Annotated in this window: 21 protein-coding genes; 6 read left to right on the top strand and 15 right to left on the bottom strand. The window is 37.9% G+C overall.

Annotated features, from left to right (window positions below; all coding sequences use genetic code 11):
• Positions 1 to 3: 3 nt before the first annotated feature.
• From EKM69_RS03795 to EKM69_RS03780, 4 genes are all read right to left on the bottom strand, one after another.
• Positions 4 to 753, bottom strand: coding sequence for a 16S rRNA (uracil(1498)-N(3))-methyltransferase (locus EKM69_RS03795; protein ID WP_125708283.1), 750 nt, complete (start codon positions 751 to 753; stop codon positions 4 to 6).
• Positions 734 to 1699, bottom strand: coding sequence for a 50S ribosomal protein L11 methyltransferase (prmA, locus tag EKM69_RS03790; protein ID WP_125708281.1), 966 nt, complete (start codon positions 1697 to 1699; stop codon positions 734 to 736). Before prmA ends, EKM69_RS03795 begins: the two co-directional genes overlap by 20 nt.
• A gap of 69 nt (positions 1700 to 1768) precedes the next feature.
• Positions 1769 to 2170 carry a hypothetical protein gene (locus EKM69_RS03785; protein WP_125708279.1) on the bottom strand — a complete coding sequence of 134 codons (402 nt, stop codon included), beginning with the start codon at positions 2168 to 2170 and terminating at the stop codon, positions 1769 to 1771.
• An 80-nt stretch (positions 2171 to 2250) separates the two neighbouring features.
• The gene (locus EKM69_RS03780) at positions 2251 to 2430 is read right to left on the bottom strand and encodes a hypothetical protein (protein ID WP_125708278.1); all 180 of its coding nucleotides are present in this window, start codon (positions 2428 to 2430) and stop codon (positions 2251 to 2253) included.
• 181 nt (positions 2431 to 2611) lie between these two features.
• Here EKM69_RS03780 and EKM69_RS03775 point away from each other — a divergent pair, with 181 nt between their 5' ends.
• The gene (locus EKM69_RS03775) at positions 2612 to 3121 is read left to right on the top strand and encodes an aminoacyl-tRNA deacylase (RefSeq protein WP_125708276.1); all 510 of its coding nucleotides are present in this window, start codon (positions 2612 to 2614) and stop codon (positions 3119 to 3121) included.
• A 48-nt stretch (positions 3122 to 3169) separates the two neighbouring features.
• On the opposite strand, the gene EKM69_RS03770 is transcribed toward EKM69_RS03775, so the two are convergent.
• A complete protein-coding gene (locus tag EKM69_RS03770; RefSeq protein WP_125708274.1) occupies positions 3170 to 3373 on the bottom strand; it encodes a hypothetical protein in 204 nt (67 codons plus the stop codon).
• Positions 3374 to 3528: 155 nt separating this feature from the next.
• On the opposite strand from EKM69_RS03770, the gene EKM69_RS12580 reads away from it, so the two are divergent.
• On the top strand, positions 3529 to 3663 hold the full coding sequence (locus tag EKM69_RS12580; protein WP_263853848.1) for a hypothetical protein: 135 nt from the start codon (positions 3529 to 3531) through the stop codon (positions 3661 to 3663).
• A gap of 589 nt (positions 3664 to 4252) precedes the next feature.
• On the opposite strand, the gene EKM69_RS12465 is transcribed toward EKM69_RS12580, so the two are convergent.
• Positions 4253 to 4405 (bottom strand): hypothetical protein, encoded by a 153-nt coding sequence (locus EKM69_RS12465; RefSeq protein ID WP_225423830.1) that lies wholly within the window; start codon positions 4403 to 4405, stop codon positions 4253 to 4255.
• 131 nt (positions 4406 to 4536) lie between these two features.
• On the opposite strand from EKM69_RS12465, the gene EKM69_RS03765 reads away from it, so the two are divergent.
• Both EKM69_RS03765 and EKM69_RS03760 read left to right on the top strand, forming a co-directional pair.
• Positions 4537 to 5766: a M20/M25/M40 family metallo-hydrolase gene (locus EKM69_RS03765; RefSeq protein WP_125708272.1), complete on the top strand. Its 1230-nt coding sequence runs from the start codon at positions 4537 to 4539 to the stop codon at positions 5764 to 5766.
• 137 nt (positions 5767 to 5903) lie between these two features.
• Complete coding sequence (locus EKM69_RS03760; RefSeq protein ID WP_125708270.1) at positions 5904 to 6437, top strand: GNAT family N-acetyltransferase; 534 nt, start codon at positions 5904 to 5906, stop codon at positions 6435 to 6437.
• 74 nt (positions 6438 to 6511) lie between these two features.
• Here the strand turns inward: EKM69_RS03760 and EKM69_RS03755 are convergent, their stop codons facing one another.
• The 4 genes from EKM69_RS03755 to EKM69_RS03740 form a co-directional block, all read right to left on the bottom strand.
• The gene (locus tag EKM69_RS03755) at positions 6512 to 8710 is read right to left on the bottom strand and encodes a Tex family protein (RefSeq protein WP_125708268.1); all 2199 of its coding nucleotides are present in this window, start codon (positions 8708 to 8710) and stop codon (positions 6512 to 6514) included.
• 263 nt (positions 8711 to 8973) lie between these two features.
• Positions 8974 to 9780 carry an aldo/keto reductase gene (locus tag EKM69_RS03750; RefSeq protein WP_125708266.1) on the bottom strand — a complete coding sequence of 269 codons (807 nt, stop codon included), beginning with the start codon at positions 9778 to 9780 and terminating at the stop codon, positions 8974 to 8976.
• 87 nt (positions 9781 to 9867) lie between these two features.
• A complete protein-coding gene (locus EKM69_RS03745) occupies positions 9868 to 12624 on the bottom strand; it encodes a DEAD/DEAH box helicase (RefSeq protein WP_164505839.1) in 2757 nt (918 codons plus the stop codon).
• Positions 12625 to 12749: 125 nt separating this feature from the next.
• Positions 12750 to 13838, bottom strand: coding sequence for an Ldh family oxidoreductase (locus EKM69_RS03740; RefSeq protein ID WP_125708263.1), 1089 nt, complete (start codon positions 13836 to 13838; stop codon positions 12750 to 12752).
• Positions 13839 to 14066: 228 nt separating this feature from the next.
• On the opposite strand from EKM69_RS03740, the gene EKM69_RS03735 reads away from it, so the two are divergent.
• Complete coding sequence (locus tag EKM69_RS03735) at positions 14067 to 15062, top strand: aldo/keto reductase (protein WP_125708261.1); 996 nt, start codon at positions 14067 to 14069, stop codon at positions 15060 to 15062.
• 76 nt (positions 15063 to 15138) lie between these two features.
• On the opposite strand, the gene EKM69_RS03730 is transcribed toward EKM69_RS03735, so the two are convergent.
• From EKM69_RS03730 to EKM69_RS03720, 3 genes are all read right to left on the bottom strand, one after another.
• Positions 15139 to 15966 (bottom strand): Cof-type HAD-IIB family hydrolase, encoded by an 828-nt coding sequence (locus EKM69_RS03730; RefSeq protein WP_125708259.1) that lies wholly within the window; start codon positions 15964 to 15966, stop codon positions 15139 to 15141.
• Between the two features lie 161 nt (positions 15967 to 16127).
• Positions 16128 to 17714, bottom strand: a complete 1587-nt coding sequence (locus EKM69_RS03725; RefSeq protein ID WP_125708257.1) for an LTA synthase family protein — start codon at positions 17712 to 17714, stop codon at positions 16128 to 16130.
• Positions 17707 to 18468 carry an ABC transporter ATP-binding protein gene (locus tag EKM69_RS03720; protein WP_125708255.1) on the bottom strand — a complete coding sequence of 254 codons (762 nt, stop codon included), beginning with the start codon at positions 18466 to 18468 and terminating at the stop codon, positions 17707 to 17709. The genes EKM69_RS03725 and EKM69_RS03720 overlap by 8 nt, the downstream gene beginning before the upstream one ends.
• A gap of 195 nt (positions 18469 to 18663) precedes the next feature.
• On the opposite strand from EKM69_RS03720, the gene EKM69_RS03715 reads away from it, so the two are divergent.
• Positions 18664 to 19008, top strand: a complete 345-nt coding sequence (locus tag EKM69_RS03715) for a hypothetical protein (RefSeq protein WP_125708253.1) — start codon at positions 18664 to 18666, stop codon at positions 19006 to 19008.
• Positions 19009 to 19103: 95 nt separating this feature from the next.
• On the opposite strand, the gene EKM69_RS03710 is transcribed toward EKM69_RS03715, so the two are convergent.
• The gene (locus tag EKM69_RS03710) at positions 19104 to 20726 is read right to left on the bottom strand and encodes an ABC-F family ATP-binding cassette domain-containing protein (RefSeq protein WP_125708348.1); all 1623 of its coding nucleotides are present in this window, start codon (positions 20724 to 20726) and stop codon (positions 19104 to 19106) included.
• A gap of 522 nt (positions 20727 to 21248) precedes the next feature.
• The gene (locus tag EKM69_RS03705; RefSeq protein WP_225423829.1) at positions 21249 to 21911 is read right to left on the bottom strand and encodes a L,D-transpeptidase; all 663 of its coding nucleotides are present in this window, start codon (positions 21909 to 21911) and stop codon (positions 21249 to 21251) included.
• Positions 21912 to 21948: the final 37 nt, after the last annotated feature.

Raw genomic sequence — 21948 nt, 5'->3', positions numbered from 1 at the left:
ATTTTATTCCTCATTCATTCGTAATTCATAATTATAGGATATCACTGATAACAAGTACAAAGGTGCTGTTTCGGCACGAAGGATCCGTGGGCCCAATCCTACAGATAAGTACCCGGCATCTTTTAGTTGATCGGCCTCTTCTTCAGCAATACCGCCTTCCGGTCCAAAAACACCCAGAATGGAGTCATACGACTTTGACAATGATTGTGCCAACTGGCTGACTTCCCCTTGCTTAGCTGACTCTTCATAGGCCAATAATTTCAAGTCATCGTCTCGAGCTAGCAAATCGGAAAATTTCTTGAAGTATTTCACTTCAGGGATCAGGCGTCGTTTCGATTGTTGAGCAGCGTTTTTAGCAATCTCATTCAATCGTGTTAATTTCTTTTCCACAACATTGTCCTTCCAAGTCATGATGGAATAACGCGAATTGAAAAAGATGATCTCAGATGCACCTAACTCAGTTGCTTTTTGAGTGATCCATTCGATCTTGTCTTTTTTTGATAAAGAACAAGCAATCGTGACCTTAACTGGCAGTTCGGTCGATGGTAACAAACTCTTTTTTACCGAAAAAATTGCTGATTTGTCAGCGATACTAGTCAGCGTTGCTTCAAAAAGTTGATTATTTTGGTCAACTAAATAAATCAAGTCACCAACTTGATGTCTCAGTACTGTAATTATATGTCGAAATTGTTCTTTGTCATCTAAAACAAACTCATTGTTTGAAATAGTTGAATTAACGAAGTATTGCTCCATTTTGTTCCTCGATATCTTTTTTACGTTTGCAGATCAAAGTTGACCATCCTTTTAAGTGGAAGGCTTCGATTACGTCAAATCCATGACCTTGCATTGACTCAGTGATCTGAGCTTCTTTTTCATTGATGATACCTGAAAGGATCACGAAACCATTAGGGTTTAAATGTGATTCGATGTCAGGGATGAAATCCATAATGATGTTGGCCAAAATATTAGCCACGATAACATCGACTTTTCCGTTAACACCATCTAGTAATGAATTTTCATAAACAGGAATATCTTTACAATCATCATTTAATTGTAAATTCATCTTAGCGGCTTCAACTGCTTCGGGATCGAGATCAAAGGCCTTGATGTCAGCTACACCTAGTTTTCTAGCTTGAATCGATAAGATCCCTGAACCTGTTCCAACGTCGTACAATGAATTGGCATCACCAAGGATCAACTCGAGAGCTTGCATACAAGTAAAGGTAGTTGGATGTGTTCCAGTACCGAATGACTTACCAGGATCCATGATGATCGTCTGTTCATTGTTCTTCGTTTCGTAGTTGACCCATTGTGGGACAACTGTTAAATAACGACTAATGTGAATGGGATGATAATATTCTTTCCAATTATTTTCCCAATCAGCATCATCCATAGTAGTCGTTTTGACGGCAACTTGACTCACATCAAAACCAAAATTGCTAAGCTTAGCAATCTCGGCTTTTAAATTAGTAACGATTTCATCTGAAAAATCGTCTTCGCTGAAATAAGCATTGATTGTTAAATGTGCTAAATTCCTCTGTTCGGGGTAGATTTCCCCGTACATACCCGGCTCTTTGTCTGAGGGAGTATTATTATCTATAATTTCTGTACCAGAGGCACCGACTTTCATTAAAACATCGGAAATTATTTCTTCATCAAAATCATTCGGTGTCTCTACACTAATCTTTATCCACTTCATCTAATCACTCCATAATCATCTTTAAGAGTACTAAATTTTCGTGATAAAAAAAAGACGTTGAGCAACGTCTTAGTTAATATTATGATCAATCGTTTGAATAAATGCCCGTCCCGACTCAGAGATCCTTTGTTGAGCAACACGCATTTGTCGCCGATCAAGCAGATTATGGCGGGTATCAATACACTTCAAAGATTCAACGAGTTCGATAAAATATAAATTTAACTTCTCTTCGAATAAAGTGTTAGTTAAATGCTCTTTTTCTAGAAATGAAGCACAGTGAACCCCATAAATCTTCAAGTTCAACAGAAAATTACCGACTAAACGGTCGTAAGTTTCATATTTCAAAGCTTCCCCACGGTCGATCAGATCCATCGTCTTGAAGTATTCTTGAAATACTGTTTGATACGTCAGAAATCTTTCCAAAAAAGCGTTTCGTTGTATAATAGCGGTTCTTCCAGTTGTAATCGTCATTAATTACTCCTCTCCAAATCGTTTAGTATATTTTATCACGAACTGCTCTTATAATAAATATTATTTTAATCTAATAATTATTATTGTTTATCTGAATCATCTTTTTTACCAGTAGCTTGGACCCTTCTTGAGAGATCATTTTTGAATAATCGTTGAGCCTGACTGAGTTTTTGAGGACTCTTCTTGATCTCCTGTGAGATCTTACTAAAATCATTATCAGCAGGATCACGTTCTTGCTTTTTGCGACTAAAAAGTCCCATTTAATATCGTCCTTTCGTATTTCGTTTTTCTATTATATAACAGTGTTTTCAAAATTGCTGAAAATATCCTTGATATTTTTTCATAAATTTTGAATCTACCAACGCACATAATTTTTAACATTTGTTATGATATTAGTAATGAGCTTTAATTATTAATTTATGAGAATACCTGGTGAATCAAATGAGCAAAAAGAAAAAAGTTATAAAGACGTTAGTTGAAAAGATCCTCGACAAGGAAAAAGTTGACTACGTCCCTATTACCTTCGCTACCCAAGCCGATGGCGATACCCAAGAATTAGTCACCGACAAGAGTATGCGCGACGGTATTAAAATCTACAAGACACTAGTTTTAACGGGAAACAAAACCGGCCCCATCGTTGGTATGGTACCTCTAGACAAACATATCAGTTATAAGAAACTAGCCAAGTTATCCGGCAACAAAAAAGTTGGCATGGTACCACTGAAGGACTTAGTGAAGACTTCTGGATTTGAACACGGAGCTAACAGTCCAGTCGGTATCCATTCACTCCATAATTATCCAATCTACTTCGATAATGAAGCCGACGAATCAGAAAAGATCATCGTTTCGGCTGGAAAAATTGGTTACTCTGTCATTATTGAGCCACATGATTTAGCTAAAGCTGTTAATGCCAAATTTGGTGACTTTGCTGTTGCTGAACCTGAAAAGTAAAAAACTGGATTAAAAAAGCAATGTTCGCCTGAACATTGCTTTTGTTGATTAATTGACTTTTTTCCGACCCTCAGGCGTGTAACGTGCCTTTTGACGAGCAAGACGGTTCCTCTTATATAGATAGTAAATCACGCCAGCGATGATTAAAACGGCAATCAACGGAAAAACAACGTGAATGAATACAAAAAATAATACTGCAGCAACTGCTATGATCAAGACCCATTTAATTAGTCTTAAAAATGTATCGAGCAATTAAGATTCTCCTTTTATTTTAGGTTGAATACATCATGATTGATTTAGTTATCTAAGTCAAGTAAAAAAGGTTGCTTTTTTATAAATATCCTTGTATAGTAGTCAACAGTCGCTACCTCTTAGTAACACGGAACATAAAGGAGGTGTGAATATTGATGAAATACAGAATTCTTTTAGATATGAAAGATCAACTATTCACAGCAGTAGATGTGAAAGATTCCAATATTTATGGTAACGGTACTACCATTGAACAAGCAATCTCTAACTTAAAACATAAACAAGCTGCATAATTATTGAGTGCTCTCTGTTGAGAGTGCTCTATTTTTTTTTGAATTTTTTGTGTTCTGAAGTTTTTTAAACGGAGTTAATGTTGTTAATACGTTTTTCTTTCATGTTGAACGAGGTACAGGGTCATGCCACAATCTCGTTTTGAATGTTCCGAACGAGAGATTTCCTGTATAGAAACTGTTGGTGGACGGTGTTTTGCAGATATCGAATGGTATTTTCCATTTTTGTCTGCTAAACTTGCTGGATTAAAATAGCACTATCCAATTATTGCTGGTTAATATTGCAATGGTTTGGATAGTGCTTTTTATTTTTGTACTCAAGGATGCTGAAACGAGTTCCGAGACGCAGCGGCCTCCGGTTAACACATGTGTCGTGGTACTGCTTTACTTGTGGCAAATAGTGCTCTCTCTCATTGCATACTAAATTTGCAGCAGCTTGGATAGTGCTTTTTAGCTTTATCCTCAAGGATTCTGAAACGAGCTCCGCGAGGTAGCGGCCTCCGGTTAACACATGTAGTCGCGGCACGGCTTCGCCGCACCTTGTGCGACTACACGCGTTAATCCTCAGCAGCTGACCACCTCGCTGCGCCCTCTACTTCTTTTTATCCGAGGTCAACGATATGGCAATCAGCATTAATCCAATCCCACCATAAATGATTGAGTTTGTATCTGAAAACCATTTGAATATGAAACTTAATATTCCAACTACTAATAGGATTACACCGATCCATTTGTCTATCTTCATTAGTAAATTCATTTTATATCACCACAATTCTTTATACTGTCGATTAAGCTTTAAATATGCCCATTTTGTCCTAAAAAATATTATACTAAACGTAATTAGTTTTATTATACAGAACATTGGAGGTTTCCTAAATGGACAAAGAGCAAAGATTATCAATATTGGATGATTTGATTAAACTTGAGACTGTAAATGGTAAGGAAAAATTAGTTGCTGACTACTTGAAAAAACTTTTTGATGAGAATGGTATTGAATCAGAACTCAATAAAGTTGATGACGACAGATACAATTTGATTGCTACGATCAATCCCGAAAGTGATGGGCCTGTTCTTGGTTTTACAGGTCACGAAGACGTAGTTGATCCTGTTGAAGCGGACAAGTGGAATTACGGACCTTTTAATCCTAAACACATTGATGGTAAGGTTATCGGTCGTGGTGCTGCTGATATGAAGAGTGGTTTGGCTGCTATAGCAATCGCCTTGATCGAGCTTAACGAAGACAAAGACTTTACCAACAAGATCAAATTTATGGCAACTGTTGGTGAGGAGCTTGGTGAGATCGGTGCTAAACAATTATCTGAACAAGGTTACGCCAATGACTTGAATGCTTTGATCGTTGGTGAACCTAGTAATGGTTCTTCCCAAATGGCCATCGATAAATTAGTCGGTAGTGGTATGTTGAGCATCCCTCAACCTAATCCTGATAAATTTGGTCGTCACTCATTCTTCTCTGCCCACAAAGGTTCAGTCGACTATCGTGTAATCTCACATGGAAAAGCTGCTCACAGTTCCATGCCAGAAGCAGGGATCAATGCCATCGACAATTTGATCAAATTTTATACTGCTCAAAATGAATACTTCAAGACAATTACTAACTATTCAGATGATGCGTTAGGAAGCACTAAACCTGCTGTCACAATTTTTAAGGCTGGAGAACAACCTAACACTATCCCCGACTATGCTTATTTAGGTGTCAAAGTTAGAACCATTCCTGAATTCGACAACAACGAGATCCTCGACCAAATCAAGACCTTGATCGAACAAATGAATAGCGATGATCCTAAGATGAATCTTGAATTAGCTGTCGACTCCAGTAATATGCCCGTCAAGACGGATTTGAACTCCAAGTTAGTAACTATTAGCCGCGACGTTTACGAAGACGTCTGGGGGCAAAAGAACGTGGTTGTCGGAGCACCTGGTGGTACTGATGCTTCACAATTCGTTGGTGCTAACTCTGATATCGATGTTATCGTCGCCGGACCCGGTAATGAAAGTGCTCACCAGATCAACGAATTCGTTTTTGAGGATGATTACTTACAATACATTACTATTTACGAAAACATTGCGAAGAAATATTTTGAATAATTACGATATAAACCAAAAAGCCCTAATTGTAGCCCGCAATTAAGGCTTTTCTTATGCTTGATTTTGTTCGCTTAATTTGCACTTTCAATATATAAAAGTGATAAAATTTTATTATTACTTTTATACGGAGGATTCAAATGAGTTCAACTTTTATTAGACACGCACAACTCGCCGATTTAGATCAAATAATGACTATAATCCACCAAGCACAAGCAATGCTAAAAGCAGACGGTAGTCCCCAATGGCAAAACGGTTACCCTGATGAGGAAACTTTGAAAAACGACGTCATGGCTCAACAATGTTTTGTACTGATGGTTGGTCAAAAAGTTGCTGGAACGGCTACTTTGATCGTGGCCGATGATCCTAATTACCGTGAAATTTTTAATGGCGAATGGAAAGTCAACGACCAACCATATGCTACGATTCATCGGATCGCTATCAGCAAAGACTTTGGTGGTCAACATCTTGGAAAACTCTTCGTTTCCAATTTGATAAGTCATTCATATCAAAACGGTGTTCACAACTTCCGGATCGACACTCATCAGCTCAATCAGAGAATGCAACATTTGGCTGAAAGTTCTGGCTACATCCACCGTGGCAAGATCTATGTTAGTGAACCTGCTGATAATCACGAAGATAATGCCCGTTTGGCCTATGAATTGAACTTGTAAAAAAAGAGCAACTTAACGTTTGTCGTTAAATTGCTCTTTTTTTGATATCAAATCGGTATATTAAAATTTGTTTTTTAAGAATTTACTTGATCTTTTCTCATCGTCAATTGAATCCGATGGCGAGCTTCATCGACGTCTAAGACCCAAACGGTCACAATGTCACCAATGGTAACCTCAGCACTTGGATCACTCACATAGTGATCGGCAAGCTGAGAAATGTGAACGAGACCATCTTGTTTAACGCCAATATCCACGAAGGCACCAAAGTCGATGACGTTACGGACAGTTCCTTGTAACTCCATACCCGGCTGCAAATCTGCCATAGTCAAAACGTCTTGGCGTAATAATGGCGCCGGCATGCTGTCACGCAAGTCACGTCCGGGTTTACTGAGACCTTCGATAATATCCTTCAAAGTTTCTTGTCCGATATCCAGTTCTTCTGACCATTTTTTCCGGTCGATCAAACTCAGCTGTTGTTGCAATTTTGGTGTTCCAATATCGTCATTATCAGCTTTAATACCAGCTAACAGCTTACGCGTAGCCTTGTAACTTTCGGGATGAATATCCGTATTATCTAACGGATCACTTCCGCCAATGATCCGTAAAAAGCCGACTGACTGTTGATATGCCTTTGGTCCAAGTCTAGGAACATCCTTGAGAGACTGACGATTGTTGAATTGTCCATTATCATTGCGGAAGTTGACGATATTTTTGGCTGTCGTCGATGTCAAACCAGAAATATGTGTCAACAACTCAGGACTAGCAGTATTTAAGTTGACTCCCACTTGGTTAACAGCCGTTTCGACGACTCGATCCAATTGTTCGTCGAGTGATTTTTCAGGGACATCGTGTTGATATTGTCCAACTCCAATAGCTTTAGGATCTACTTTGATCAATTCTGCCAAAGGATCTTGTAAACGACGACCGATACTAACGGCTGAACGTTCTTCAACGTGGAGATCAGCAAATTCAGCTCGAGCATTTTCACTGGCCGAATAAACTGAAGCTCCTGCTTCGTTGACGATCACGTAATAAACGGGATGATCTAACGTCTTCAAGATCTCACTGACGAATTCTTCTGATTCACGACTAGCGGTACCGTTTCCGATAGCAATCATTTCCACGTGATAGTCTTCCAATAGTTTTTTAAATTCCGGTCCAGCTGCCTGACGCTGTTTTTCACTTGCCGGTTTGTGAGGATAAATCACTTGTTTCGTCAAAAAGCGACCATTCTCATCCATGATAGCTAGCTTGCAGCCAGTCCGATAGGCAGGATCAAATCCCATGACTACTTTGCCCTTTAGTGGAGCTTGCATCAACAAGTGATAAAGGTTTTTTCCAAAAATTTGAATAGCATGATCGTCCGCTTGTTCAGATATTTGTCGACGCAATTCACGCTCAATGGCTGGTCCTAAGAAACGCTTGTACGCATCCGCAAATGCCTCTTTGATCTTGTTGACTGCTGCTCCAACACGTTTTCCCACTAGTTGAAAATCGCAGTGATTCAAAATAGTAGTATTTTCTAAGACGATGCTAACGGTCAGAATCTTTTCTTTTTCACCACGATTAATGGCCAAAACACGATAAGGTGGGATTTTCTTCAAGGATTGTTGGAAATCATAATAAGTCTCATAAACTTGTTGCTCATCGTCATCCTTAGCACCACGCTTAAGTTTACTTGTCAACTCACCGTTGTTCCAAGTATATTTTCGGATCCATTCACGAAAGTCTGCACGCTCACTAAAATTCTCAGCCAAGATCTCGTGAACCCCGGCCCAAACTGAAGTTAAATCGGGTAAATCTTTCTTAGGATCGATAAATGACTTAGCTTTTTCATCTAGGCCAGTATCTGGAAAAGTCATCAACCATTTTGCCAACGGTTCCAAGCCAGCTTCTTTAGCAATAGTAGCTTTAGTACGACGTTTTTGTTTATATGGCAGATAAAGATCCTCAACTTGTTGTAAAACAGTCGCGTCTTCCAAACTCTTTTTTAGCTTAGGAGTAAGTTTGTCTTGTTCATCGATCAACTTCAAAACTTCGGTACGTCTTTGATTGAGTTTCATCAAGCGATTAGTTTCATCTTCAATTTCACGAATGGCCACTTCATCCAAAGTTCCCGTCCGTTCCTTACGATAACGAGCAATAAATGGCACCGTATTACCTTCATCCAATAACGAAAGCACCGCTTGGATCTGATTGACCCGATACTGACCTAATTGTTGATGAACCGGACCCGCCAATTCAACCATGCTGTTTTCATCTTTTGTAACCATACAATCCTCCATAAAACTAGAATCCTGTAAAAAATATTCCTACACGATAATTTGATTAAACACGACCAATTTTTCCAGCCGTGACACTGTTGACAATTATACCCGAAGACAGTGGGTTATGAAATAATCTGTGGTTATGACTAAGAATGTTTAAAAAAATGTTAAGAGAGATTTTAGTAGTCATAATGATATTTTGATAAAAAAATAAATAACGCAAAAAAAAATAAACCAGCTAGTGATTTATTTTCATCAAATAAAAATAATTAGTCGTAGTTCAAGTGTTCGTCTTTATCTAAAGCATCAATAGCCTTGATCTCATCATCAGTCAAATTAAAATCAAAAATATCGATATTAGCTTTGACATGTTCAATGTTTGATGACTTAGGGAAAACAACGTAACCTGTATCTATTTGCCAACGCAATACTACTTGTGCTGGACTCTTGCCATGATTCTTAGCGATCTTATTGATTGTTTCATCTTCAAGGATCAAGTGACCGTGACCAATTGGTGAGTATCCTTCATTGACGATACCGTTGGCCTTATCAAATGCACCTAATTTTTCTTGAGTCTTGTATGGGTGACGTTCAATTTGGTTGACCATTGGTTTAACAGTTGCCATTTCGAAAACCTTATTCAATTGTTCTTCTGAGAAGTTAGAAACACCAATCGACTTAGCTTTGCCATCTTTATAGATTTTTTCCAAAGCTTTCCAAGTATCCAAACTCAATTGGAAGTTGTCCTCGTTTGGCCAGTGGATCAAGTAAAGATCCAAGTAATCTAATTGAAGGTCACTGAGTGTTTTGTCAAAAGCAGCCAAAGTGCTTTCGTAACCTTGATCATCGTTCCAAACTTTTGAAGTGATGAACAAATCTTCTCTTTTTACGCCGGAATTTTTGAAAGCCTTACCCACTTCAACTTCGTTGCCGTAAATATGAGCACAGTCGAAGTGACGATATCCAGCATCGATAGCAGCTTGAATTGAAGAAGCTACATCAGCCTTGTCTAATTGATAAGTTCCAAATCCCATCATTGGCATAGTAACGCCATTACTTAATTTTTCAAATTGCATAAACATACCTCCTCTTTTTATTAAACTATAATTCTTAAAATATTGAAAATATTATCCCCTGCTGTAGTTAAAATCCATCATTAGTAACTAGGAGTTTTGAAGCAATAAGCTCTTAAATTGTTTGATCAATTCGGGATGCTCAATGCAGGTCGTTAATCCTTTATTAGACTCAAAACTATAATCACTACTGATCCACATTTGACGGTCATCAACAATTACACAATTAGGTAAGTTGTTTTCGTAAATTGTACATTTCAAGTTCTTATCTTGAATGCGTTGTAGTGGATACTGACTATAAATATGAACACTGCAATTATTGACCAATAAGTTAGTGACACGATCATCCAGAAATTTTTTCAACTTCCCTCCCATGATAACTATATGGTGAGCTCCATCTAACCCTTTGATGAGTGGACTTTGATAATTGCCTTCAAATATTTTTAATCCCGATTGGTGAGTCTTTTCATCTTCAACTAACTCATAACCGAGCTTTTTGTATACTTGTTTTCTTTTACGAAACATCCGCAAGAACATTGGCACAAACATATCGACATAATCGATGACTCTGAGATCATTTTTGTTTTCAAGGTCCCGATGCAGTCTTCCTAAATATTGCTCCAAGTTACCGTGAAAACTATACGGCATTGCTAAGATCATAGTATCCATGCTTGCTATATCCAGTCCTTCACCACCAACGTACGGCGTAGCAAGGATCGTATAAGGTTGATCATCTTGATTGATTTTTTCAATCTCTTGAGCCCGCTCTTTATTGGATATACCTCCATATATTCGATATAAATGGTCATGTGGCAACTTATCGTACAGTTGATCAACGTGCGAAACTATGCTCGTCATCACGATAGTATGGCGCTTTTCTTTTAAACAGTCTTCAATATCCTGGATCAACATGTTATCTCTAACTTCATCTTTTTGAATAGCCAATCGATTCTCAACAATACTATTATTAAGCGCGTTAAAATCTGTTATCCCAAAATTGGTGAAACGAGGAATGATCGATCGTTTGACCGTTAGTAAATATCTCGGATCAAAAACATCGGTTTGGTATCTGATTGGACCAAATCGAAGTGTCAAAATCTGTTCTTGTCCATCTCTTCGGTAAGGAGTTGCCGAAAGCCCATATAAGTATTTACTGGCAATTTTATTGATGACTTCATCATAAGTAAATGCGGCATCGTGATGGACTTCGTCACTGATGACCATTCCATATTGATTTAAAAAATTTTCAGGATCATCCATTTTGCTAATTGCTTGAATTGTTGCAATATCGACTAAACCACTAGGATTTTTCTTTTGTCCAAAATATGTTCCGATTGCTTTCTTTTGTTTTAACCGGCCAGTTGGTGTGTATTCCACAATCACGGGTTCACTTTTTATTTCTAGGAACTCATTTAATTTGTCTTGCCACTGTTGTGCTAAGACTTTATTGGGAACTAAGATCAAAGTACTCAACTTATTAGTAGCAATCATTTTAGCTGCAATAACGGTTTTTCCGAATCCTGTCCGCGCCGATAAAATCCCAGTTGGATTTTCTGCTATCGCATTAAATGCGGGAAGTTGATTTTCATACAATTTCCCCAGAAACTTGATTTTCATTTTCGTCCCTGAAACGGTTTGATCATCCCATTTTATTTCATCTACCATCTTGTTCAGATCATCGACTAATCCACGAGGTAAAATCAAGTTTTCCTGATCCTCTTTAAACAAAGTTATTACACGTGGAGTATTATTCACTGGCATTCGAACCGCCTGTAATTTAAAAAATTCTGGATTGTTGAATGATGACAACCACTTCAAACTCAAAATTTCTTTACTAGTTAAGTCAGCTTTCTTGATATAAATAGCGTCTTTCAATACGACTGATAAAGATTTTTTAATTTTGTAATCCGTTAACGTTTCTTCATCGTCTCTAAGATTTTCAACCGAAAGTTCTGAAGTATTTTGAATTGACTCAATTGTTTTTAACACTTGATTTGATCCAACTGTTTGCACATTTGCCAAAGCTTGCCATTGATCATTAAAAGGCATGAAGTCCTCATCTACAAACAGGCTTTTTCCATGAGTCAAAGCTTGTCCTTCCAAAGGTGCTGCTATAAGGTTTCCCACTTTACCTTGCCCTATTTGATCTTGTGCCGGAAACATTCGGTCGAATGCGGAAAAAGGTAGTCTAGGGTCAGCTTCCTGAGTTAATTTTAGTAATAAATCACCTAATTGCCTTGCTATCTTAGCTTCGATCGGTACATCAAAAAATATCCATATATGACATCCCTTGCCTGACTGTGATAATTCGATAAGGGGTTTAAATTGAAATGTCTTGCATTCCTTAATAAGCGCCTGAGTTAGCTCTTTCCAATGCTGATTGGTATGATGTTCATCAATATCAAAAGCTAGAAATTTAGTCGTATTTTGTTTACTTAAGGGATATATTCCGATAGCTGAAGCATTATTATCGCTTAAATGACGAGCAATAATATCATCGGTCAGAGGCAAAAACTTATTTCTCATTGGTCGACCGTTCATGAAGGGACTCGCTGGTGCATATGCTTTACGATTATATTTTTTACTAAAGTATCTGTTTGCATACACATCTGTTCTAATTATGAACCGCTGTTTGAATAAGTGGATTTTTCCCGATAAATCTAGCCGTGACTGATTGTTATTTTGTTGATTACGAATAATTGCCGACAACTCTGAAACGGGCATCGAAAAATAATTTTGAGTATTTGGAATACGATAAACGGCAATTTTGCCTTGGTTTTGGATGCTTTGATCCATTGCAACGGCAACTAACTCATATTGTTGACCATTCATGATGAACTGTTTCATAATTTTGACCCCATTAAGCATTTCTTATGTGACGTTACTTATAACATAACACAACCATTAATTTTATTAGACTGCACACAAAAAGGCCACAACCTAAAAGTCATGACCTTCTGTAAAGTATTTAATTAAACTTCCAATTCGTCAGGAACTTCGACACCGAATTCAGCACCGACTTGTTTCATTTCTGACAATGTTTCATCGTCGATCGAAACGCCTTGAACTTTGTTTTCATCATAATGCTTGTACTCACGATCACCAGGGATCATGATTTTTGTTCCTGGTAAATGTTTCAAGTTTCTGATTCGGTCAAACATCTCACTGACATTCTTGGTCAAGACGTCGAGATCGCCGAACAGTGATGGATCGATGGTCATGAAGAATTGACTGAAATCATGCTTACCTGTGTTCGTGTCAGCTGACAATGAACCTTGAGCAAGGATACCGGTCAACATTTCGATGATCAATGAGTTACCGAATCCTTTGTAGTTAGAATTTGATTCTTGTTGACCAACAAGCGTTAAGACCCCACCACCAGGACGATCTTCAGAAAAAGCAATTGTAGCCAAATTATCTTCGACTGTTTTGGCATCATGTAAGACTTCTCTGTTTTCATCAACAGCCCAGTCACCGGGTATTTGTTCACCCTTCTTAGCCAAAACTTGAATCTTACCACTAGAAACTACTGATGTTGCGCCATCAAAGACGAAAGGATGTGGTTCAGCTGGGAACGTGAATGCAAAGGCATTGGATCCCAAGAAAGCTTCGAGTGAATTCGTTGGAACGACCAGTGGCCGAGTATTAGTCGTGGAAATACCGATCAAGCCTTCTTTGACTGCCATTCGAGAATAATATCCAGCTGTACCAAAGTGATTAGAGTTGCGAATAACACCCATTGATAAGCCTAATTTTTTAGTTTTTTCAATTAATTTATTCATAGTAAAAGCTGAGGCAATTTGGCCCATACTCTTATTGGCATCCACTAAAACACTAGTTGGTGTTTCCTTCAAAATTTCTGGCTGTTGGGTTGGTTCCAAGGTGTGGTCCTTGATCATCCGAGAATACCAAGCTAGTCGCTGGATACCGTGGGATGAAATGCCACGCAAATCGGCATCGACTAAGGTATCTGCCAATAATGCTCCATCTTCTTTAGTGAAATGTTGTTTTTGAAAAACTGCTTTTAAAAATTTACGTTCCTCTTCTGCTTTGATCCGCATAAAAATCCCCCTGAGATTATCTTTCATGTTTTCGTGTTAACGTCACATTAATTTTATTCTAATTTATAATAGCGTTAATAAACAAATTATGTCGCTTTTAATGAGAAAATTCAAGCAAGTAGAATATGTAATATTAGAAATTAAATAATCTAGAAGTCTTGCCTATCCTTGAGTAAGTCAGCCTCTTAGCATAAAATTAAAGAGGTATAAGTATGAGGAGGATTTACAATGTATAACGCAGCAAATGATCGTTATGAAAACACTCAAGTACGCCACGCTGGTGACACAGGCCTAATGTTGCCACCTATTTCATTAGGTTTGTGGAGAAACTTCGGAAGTGCTGATCCGATCAGTGATCGTCGCGATGTGATCTTACACGCTTTTGACAAAGGTGTTTTTCACTTCGATGTAGCTAACCATTACGGAAATGGTAAAGTTGGCTTTGGCTCAACAGAAGAATTACTCGGTTCCGTTTTAAAAAACGATTTGAAACCTTATCGAAATGAATTAGTCATCGCTACTAAAGTGGGCTATGAGATCCATGATGGTCCTTTTGGAACAGGCACTTCTAGAAAAGCTGTCCTTCAAGGAATCGATGATTCACTAGAAAGACTTAATTTGGATTACGTAGATATTTTCTACGCTCACCGTTACGATGACCAAACACCCGTTGAAGAAACTTGTCGAGCACTAGATTCTGTCGTTAAGTCTGGTAAAGCCTTGTATGTTGGAGTTTCCAACTATGAAGTTCCTGAACTCAAACGTGCCATTGCTGAATTCAAACGCTTAGGTACACCTTTCGTCTTAAATCAATTGAGTATGAATTTGTTAAACGATCACGTTGAAACTAGCGGAATCGCCCAAACACTCGAAGACAATGGCATCGGAGCTATTGCTTATGGCCCTCTTTGTGAAGGGTTATTATCAGATAGATACTTAAATGGTATTTCTGATGAATACAGCATTCACCCAACAAATGCTAAATTATTAGAGCAAGGAAAAGATGCCCTAGTTAAAAAGCTAAACGACTTAAATGACATTGCTCAAAATAGAAATCAATCACTAAGCCAAATGTCACTAGCTTGGCTACTAAAAGATCCTGTTGTAACTAGTGTCTTGATCGGTACAACTAACAACGATCACTTAGACGACAATTTGAAAGCCTTAGATAACCTTGATTTCACTAGTGATGAAATCGATGCGATCAACAAATTGATCAAATAATTTTTACGGTTAAATTGAAAAAGAGCTCACTGGAAAAAATTCCAATGAGCTCTTTTTTGTATCTTAGTTGTTACTATTATGCTTCTAAAATGAATTTCTTGATAGTTTCGGCAACAGCAGAATTGTTATTATCTGCCTTAGTAATGTACTTAACTGCCTTCTTAACTTCATCGATTGAGTTGGCAACACCTACGGGCATACCCACAGCATTCAACATTGCTAAGTCATTGCCATTATCGCCAATCGCAATGATTTCTTCTGGTTTGATGCCCAAAATATCACCTAATTGGACGGTCGCAGTTCCTTTGTCAACTCCACCGGGATTGATCTCAACGTACATCCCTGAAGAATAAGTAACGGCTAGTTTATCAGCAGGGACTACCTTTTCAACATCTTTTTGCATTTGTTTACGTTGGTCCATCGTAGGCAATTGCATGATGATCTTCATGACATTGTCATCTTTGAAGCGGTCAAAGTTGTCGTCTTCCATGATCTCGTATTTAACACTGCGGCTTTCCAAATACTTGGCATCTTCATCTGATAAATGATAAATGTAGCAAGACTCTTTCGTATAAACGTGGGTCGATGCAATTGGATCAGCTGAAGCTACATCAAAAATCTTCTCAGCGATATCAAAAGGCATTTCATTGATAGCGATGGCACGGTTGTCCTTGTTTTCTAAGATCAAGCCACCGTTAAAAGAAATTGCGTATTGCTCGGCCTTATCCTTGAGATCAACAGCACTCAAAGTATCTTGGAATGAAGTGTATCCCCGACCAGAGTTAGCCACGAATTTAACTCCCTTTGCGGTAGCTGCTTTGATTGCAGCAATATTTTCATCAGTCAGCTTCCCTGCATCATTCAATAAAGTTTCATCTAAATCACAAACAATCATTTTGTACATTATTTATACCTCGTTTAATTCAGTCTGATATTTGGGCGTCCCCTAAACTAATCAAATGTTTCCATCGTCTTAAATTTTACTAGACCAATCGGCTTTTTCCAATGAAATCAACTGATTATTTAATTTTAAAAAAAGAGACGGCTTTTCGCAGCCTCAATCGTTTAATCTAAAAATTTCCAAAAGACATTTTTATAGTGATTCATCACGAAAAAGCTGACTAGAATGAGTATGATTGCTACCACTCCATTAGTCATCCAAGGCTTGGAAACAGCGATAATCATAAATGAATAGGCACCAAGGATGAGTAAACCAACGATCATCACGATGAACATGATCAATATCATCATTAAATTTCCGCCACCACGCGTGAATAACTCAGTTATATTAGTCCAGTTAGTGAGTCGCAAGCGATAATCGCGATAAAAATAATATTGCCCCGCCAAAAATGAACCCCAAACGGATCCTAAGATACAAGATAAGGACATGACGATGCCAAAATTGTAAACAAAGCCCATCGTAATGATCAAAATTGCGTTGATCAACAGCTGAGCAATGAAGCCGAAGAAAAATTTGTTTTTCAAGTAATATTTTTTGGAAATTGGCAACGAGCTAATATATTCAAAATTGTCGCGATCAAGCGAAAGCAAGTTGGAGATCAAGGATGATTGGTTCATGGTAATACCACTCATAAACATGCCACCAACGAAAAATACTCCTAACCACTTAATGCCTAATTCTGAACTTATTCCGCTAAACGAGAATGAAAATATAAAGACAATTGGCACCAAAATTGAATTAGAAAAAATTTGGATCAGTAAATTTGGTTCTGCCAGTAATTTAAAATTGTAAGACCTTAAGCTGCCAGCTAAAGAAGTTGAACGCTTCCTTTTAGATTTAACTTTGGCTTTTTCGACATTAGAATTTACATTGATCATTTGCGACATCAATGATGAAACGACTGACTTTTTCAGTAAGAAGATCAAGCCAATTGTTACCACGAATAAAACAATCCAATGAATGATACTTCCCATAGCAAGCGGATGAACAAGTAAATTGAATAGTGGAGCAAACAAACCAATAACTGGAAAGGTTCTAATACCGGAACTGCCGCTATCCATTTGATTATTCAAAAACATCATGCCGACAACAGCGACAACAATCGTGATACCTAATAAAATATTCAAGATCATTTGTTGATGTTTTTGGAAGAATTTGGTTTTTGAAAGAAGTAACACTACGAAGGTACATCCTAGTTCGATCAATAAGGTGATGATCACAAACAAAACTAAAGCCATGATCACCGCTACTACGATCGGTATCTTTGCATAAACACCAGTTATAGCGAATAGCATCAACAACGGTAGTGTAAATGGAAAAATATTTATCGTGACAATAATGATTTTACTAGCAAAAATATCCCGTTCGGAAAATGGCAACGGTAAATAATCTTGCAGATCTTTTTGAGCAAAAAAGACGTTGGCGATCCCAGTCATACTTTGGGATATCCCTAAAATTAAAAACAGCGCCACAAAGTATGTGAACAAGCCCGGGGCTTTGGTCATGTCAGCAGCCATCATGCTCATTCCATAAAAGAGTACGAATATAATGGCTAAGAACAGAAAGTTTCCGATCAGTCGTCTAGTCAAAGCGGAGCCAGTTTTTCCCTTCTCACGATATTTATTTGTAGCCTGTGGGTTCAAAAGACGTAAGTTAACTGAAAGTAGCGCTTTTAGTTGTTGTTTATTCATGACCGCCACCTTCCAGTTCATCCATGATCTTGCTATCTGAACGTCCGGCCATTTCTAAATACACTTGCTCGAGTGTTTTATTTTCATGTTGATTCAAAAGATCTTGGACTGAACCGTTGTAGATCAACTGACCTTTTTTCAAAATAGCGAGTTCGTCACAAAGTTGTTCTGCAGTATCAAGATTGTGAGTTGAAAAAATAACCGTCTTCCCCTTTTGGGCATGATCTTGCATCAGCTTTTTCAAATCAAATGCTGCCTGTGGATCCAGTCCTTGCATGGGCTCATCCAAGATCCAAATGTCAGGATCAGTCATTAAAGCACCAATCAAAATTGCCTTTTGACGCATACCATGAGAGAAGCTACTTAGCGTTTCATCGACATGAAAATTCATATCAAATAAAGTAATTAATTTTTGGAGTCGCGATTGAACTGCATCACGATCCAATTGATAAGCCGCAACCAGCAAGTCCCAGTATTCCGTCGCTGACAATTGTAAGAAAATGTCTGGAGTATCAGGAACGTAAGCAATTTTTCTCTTGATCTCCTGACGATGTTCAGCCAAGTCTAGACCGTCAACAGTAACTGTGCCACTGGTAGGATTGTGGATACTAACTAAAGTTTTAATGGTCGTAGATTTACCAGCACCATTATGACCCAAGAATCCGAAAATTTTCCCCGGTTCAATTTTCAAATTCAAGTTTTGCAAAGCCTTCTTGGTACCGTAATTTTTTGACAAATTAGTGATTTCGATCATATTTGAGCCCCTATCTAAATGTGATGTATCAACAGTATAACAATGACCCTGATTTTTTACTTAAAATACACACATAATATTCCAAAAATTTAATGATTATTCAACGGTCAAAATAAGATAACTGTTAAAGCGGTTACATTATTGATATAATGGTACATGTGAAGCATTTATCAATAAAATGAGGAGTTGAATATCGTGGAAGAAATTATGGAAAGACCAGCTACCACAGAAAGCTTTGATCAATTAATTGAGTTTTCCGAAACTAACAAAAATGAAAAAATTGAGCTGTTAAAAGAAACCTATTTAGCTCCGATCATAAACCAGGAAAAATATAGCAACATCCAAATAGACTACAGGCAAACGCAGGATTATCTAGAAGCAATCTTCACCGACCCTATCAATCGCCACTACATTGTGGTGGAAATAAACCGAACAGATAGCTCCGACGAAGTAGTAGAAAACTTCACCCGTGGTCACAAAGTTGCAGTCGAAACTTTCGCCACAGAAGTATACGAAATGAAATGGGAAAATCACGAATAATCAAAAAAGGTTACGAGAACGCAAAAATGTTCTCGTAACCTTTTAATTTGAAAATATATTCATCTTTTTAATTACCAATGAAACTAAGGCAACTATTAAACATCCAACTCAGCAATACTTTTTTCCACTTGCTCATTACTACGGAACTCGTCGTAGCTCGTGTCAGCGCGATCCACGATCCCGTTCTCAGTCAAGTAGATCAAACGATTAGCAACCGTTTGAATAAACTGGTGGTCATGAGATGCAAACAAAATAGCACCCTTGTAGTCGATCAAAGCGTCGTTAAGAGCAGTGATCGATTCAAGATCCAAGTGGTTAGTAGGATCATCCATCAACAGCACATTTGCTTTCAATAACATCATTTTCGAAAGCATAACACGGACTTTTTCCCCACCGGATAAGACGTTGACCATCTTCGTTACGTCGTCTCCTGAGAAGAGCATCCGGCCTAAGAAGCCACGTAAGAAAGTGTCGTCATCTTCACCCTTATCAGCAAATTGTCGCAACCAATCAATGATTGGTGTCTCTTCATTGAACATAGCGTTGAAATCTTTAGGAAGATAAGCACGACTAGTCGTTACTCCCCAAGTGATCGTACCTGAATCTGGCACCAACTCACCCGTTAAGACCTTGAACATAGCTGTCGTAACCATATCGTTCTTAGCTAAAAAAGCGACCTTGTCTTCACGACCGAGGGTGAAGTTAGCATTTTTCAAAATTTGTTTGCCATCAATTGAAATCGACAAGTCAGAAACTTGTAATAAATCATTACCGATTTCACGGTTAGGTACAAATTTGATAAATGGGTATCGTCTAGAACTAGGTTGGATATCATCCAAGGTGATCTTGTCCAACATTTTCTTTCTCGAAGTGGCTTGTTTGGACTTCGAAGCATTAGCTGAGAAACGTGCAATAAACTCTTGCAGTTCTTTGATCTTTTCTTCCTTCTTAGCATTTTGGTCTTGCTTCATTGATTGTGCTAATTGAGAAGATTGTTGCCAAAAGTCGTAGTTTCCGGCATAAAGTTGAATCTTGCTAAAATCAAGATCAGCCATATAAGTACAAACCTTATTTAAAAAGTAACGGTCATGGGATACGACGATAACAGTATTTTCAAAATTGATCAAAAATTCTTCTAACCAATCGATCGAATCAACATCTAAACCGTTAGTAGGCTCATCTAATAATAAAACATCTGGTTTACCAAAAAGAGCTTGAGCCAGTAAAACCTTGATTTTTTGTCCAGCAGTTAAGTTAGACATCTTTTCTTGGTGGAGACTTTCAGGGATGTTTAATCCTTGAAGCATTTGTGAGGCTTCACCTTCAGCTTCCCAGCCACCCATTTCACCAAATTTACTTTCTAACTCGGCAGCTTTCAAACCATCTTCTTCATTGAAGTCAGGTTTCATGTAAATAGCATCTTTTTCTTGCATCACTTGATAAAGGTCAGTATGACCCATGATAACAGTTTCCATAACTGTGTAATCGTCATAATCAAAGTGGTTTTGCTTTAAAGTGGCTAAACGTTCGTTAGGTCCTAAAGTAACCGAACCAGTCGAAGGTTTGATGGCACCTGATAAAACCTTCAAAAAAGTAGATTTACCAGCACCATTTGCTCCAATCAATCCATAACAGTTACCTGGAACAAATTTAATATTTACATCTTCAAACAATTTCCGGTCTGCAAAATGTAAACTAACGTCACTAACAGTAATCAAATAAATAATCCTCATTTCTAAAATATCGTTAACTAGCATTATATCAGCTATTAGATAGCAATGCATTCATAAAAACTTAGAGAGCGCAGCGAGGTTGGTCAGCTGCTGAGGATTTAAACACAGAGAGTGGAGAGACGCGGTTAGCTGCTGAGGATTAACGCGGGTGGTCGAACAAGGTGCGGCGAAGCCGTGCCTCGACCACCTGTGTTAACCGGAGGCCGCTACGTCTCGGAACTCGTTTCAGCATCCTTAAGGATAAAGATAAAAAAACTCTATCCAATTGCAGCAAGTTTAGCTAACAAAAATGGATAGCACTATCTAATTGTGTCAAGTTTACTCAGTAAAAATTGAAAACACTATTCCATATTACAATAAGCAGTGCTCCAAACCAGAGACCACTGTCGCCTGGAGCAACTTTTCGCATCAATAAAACCAAATATAAATAATACAAACTTATTCGCAACAAATTTAAACAAAAAAAATACGCCCCACCAAAACCCAAGTGAAGTCGTATTTAAAAATTTAAGCTTTATCAAAACTACCATGAATAGTAACTTTCATACCAGGTTGAACATTATTATAAAGCCATTGTAAATCTGGATTAGACAAGTGAACACAACCGTGAGATGAAGGCTTGACACCTAAAGTCTTTGCAATCGAATCAACGTAGTTTCCATTTTCATCAGTTGGTGTACTGTGGAACAAATATTCACCATGATTCAAAAACGATACCCAGTGATAAGCACCTAGCTTAAGTGGTGCTGTGTAAAAATATTCACCATGTTCTGGTTCAATTTGGTACGTTCCTCTTGGGGTCGCATCTTTTTCACCGGTTGAAGCGTACATTTCATAAAGTGTCTTCTTGCCATCTTTGATGTACACGCGTTGTTTTGCGATATCAACATCGATATAAGCTTCTGGATGATCCTTTAAAACTGGATAAGGCTTAGTCTCGGATGAATCCTTGTAAGTAAACTGAGCCAATGGGACCATCTCGGCATCGTCACCCTTTTTGACAGTGTCAGATTTTTTGTTGGTATCTTTCTTAGAATCGGTATTACTGTCGGCCTCTACTTTTTCAGCATTAGGATGATTGCTCTGAACTAATTGCGTGATGTTCAGTCCAACTGAAACTAACAATAAGAAACTTAACAAGATGATTGGATAAAACTTTTTAACTTTCACGAATTTATTTCCCCTATTTTTAACATATGTCTTTCAG

The organism is Companilactobacillus zhongbaensis (genome assembly GCF_003946515.1).
Lineage (GTDB): Bacteria > Bacillota > Bacilli > Lactobacillales > Lactobacillaceae > Companilactobacillus > Companilactobacillus zhongbaensis.
The sequence above is the reverse complement of the archived record's forward strand: the minus strand, read 5'-3'. Positions and strand labels throughout refer to the sequence as shown.

Bases quoted from the DNA above. Each gene is read 5' to 3' on its own strand.
- EKM69_RS03795 (WP_125708283.1), bottom strand. From the start codon at position 753: ATGGAGCAATACTTCGTTAATTCAACTATTTCAAACAATGAGTTTGTT.
- prmA (WP_125708281.1), bottom strand. From the start codon at position 1,699: ATGAAGTGGATAAAGATTAGTGTAGAGACACCGAATGATTTTGATGAA.
- EKM69_RS03785 (WP_125708279.1), bottom strand. From the start codon at position 2,170: ATGACGATTACAACTGGAAGAACCGCTATTATACAACGAAACGCTTTT.
- EKM69_RS03780 (WP_125708278.1), bottom strand. From the start codon at position 2,430: ATGGGACTTTTTAGTCGCAAAAAGCAAGAACGTGATCCTGCTGATAAT.
- EKM69_RS03775 (WP_125708276.1), top strand. From the start codon at position 2,612: ATGAGCAAAAAGAAAAAAGTTATAAAGACGTTAGTTGAAAAGATCCTC.
- EKM69_RS12580 (WP_263853848.1), top strand. From the start codon at position 3,529: ATGAAATACAGAATTCTTTTAGATATGAAAGATCAACTATTCACAGCA.
- EKM69_RS12465 (WP_225423830.1), bottom strand. From the start codon at position 4,405: ATGAAGATAGACAAATGGATCGGTGTAATCCTATTAGTAGTTGGAATA.
- EKM69_RS03765 (WP_125708272.1), top strand. From the start codon at position 4,537: ATGGACAAAGAGCAAAGATTATCAATATTGGATGATTTGATTAAACTT.
- EKM69_RS03760 (WP_125708270.1), top strand. From the start codon at position 5,904: ATGAGTTCAACTTTTATTAGACACGCACAACTCGCCGATTTAGATCAA.
- EKM69_RS03755 (WP_125708268.1), bottom strand. From the start codon at position 8,710: ATGGTTACAAAAGATGAAAACAGCATGGTTGAATTGGCGGGTCCGGTT.
- EKM69_RS03750 (WP_125708266.1), bottom strand. From the start codon at position 9,780: ATGCAATTTGAAAAATTAAGTAATGGCGTTACTATGCCAATGATGGGA.
- EKM69_RS03745 (WP_164505839.1), bottom strand. From the start codon at position 12,624: ATGAAACAGTTCATCATGAATGGTCAACAATATGAGTTAGTTGCCGTT.
- EKM69_RS03740 (WP_125708263.1), bottom strand. From the start codon at position 13,838: ATGCGGATCAAAGCAGAAGAGGAACGTAAATTTTTAAAAGCAGTTTTT.
- EKM69_RS03735 (WP_125708261.1), top strand. From the start codon at position 14,067: ATGTATAACGCAGCAAATGATCGTTATGAAAACACTCAAGTACGCCAC.
- EKM69_RS03730 (WP_125708259.1), bottom strand. From the start codon at position 15,966: ATGTACAAAATGATTGTTTGTGATTTAGATGAAACTTTATTGAATGAT.
- EKM69_RS03725 (WP_125708257.1), bottom strand. From the start codon at position 17,714: ATGAATAAACAACAACTAAAAGCGCTACTTTCAGTTAACTTACGTCTT.
- EKM69_RS03720 (WP_125708255.1), bottom strand. From the start codon at position 18,468: ATGATCGAAATCACTAATTTGTCAAAAAATTACGGTACCAAGAAGGCT.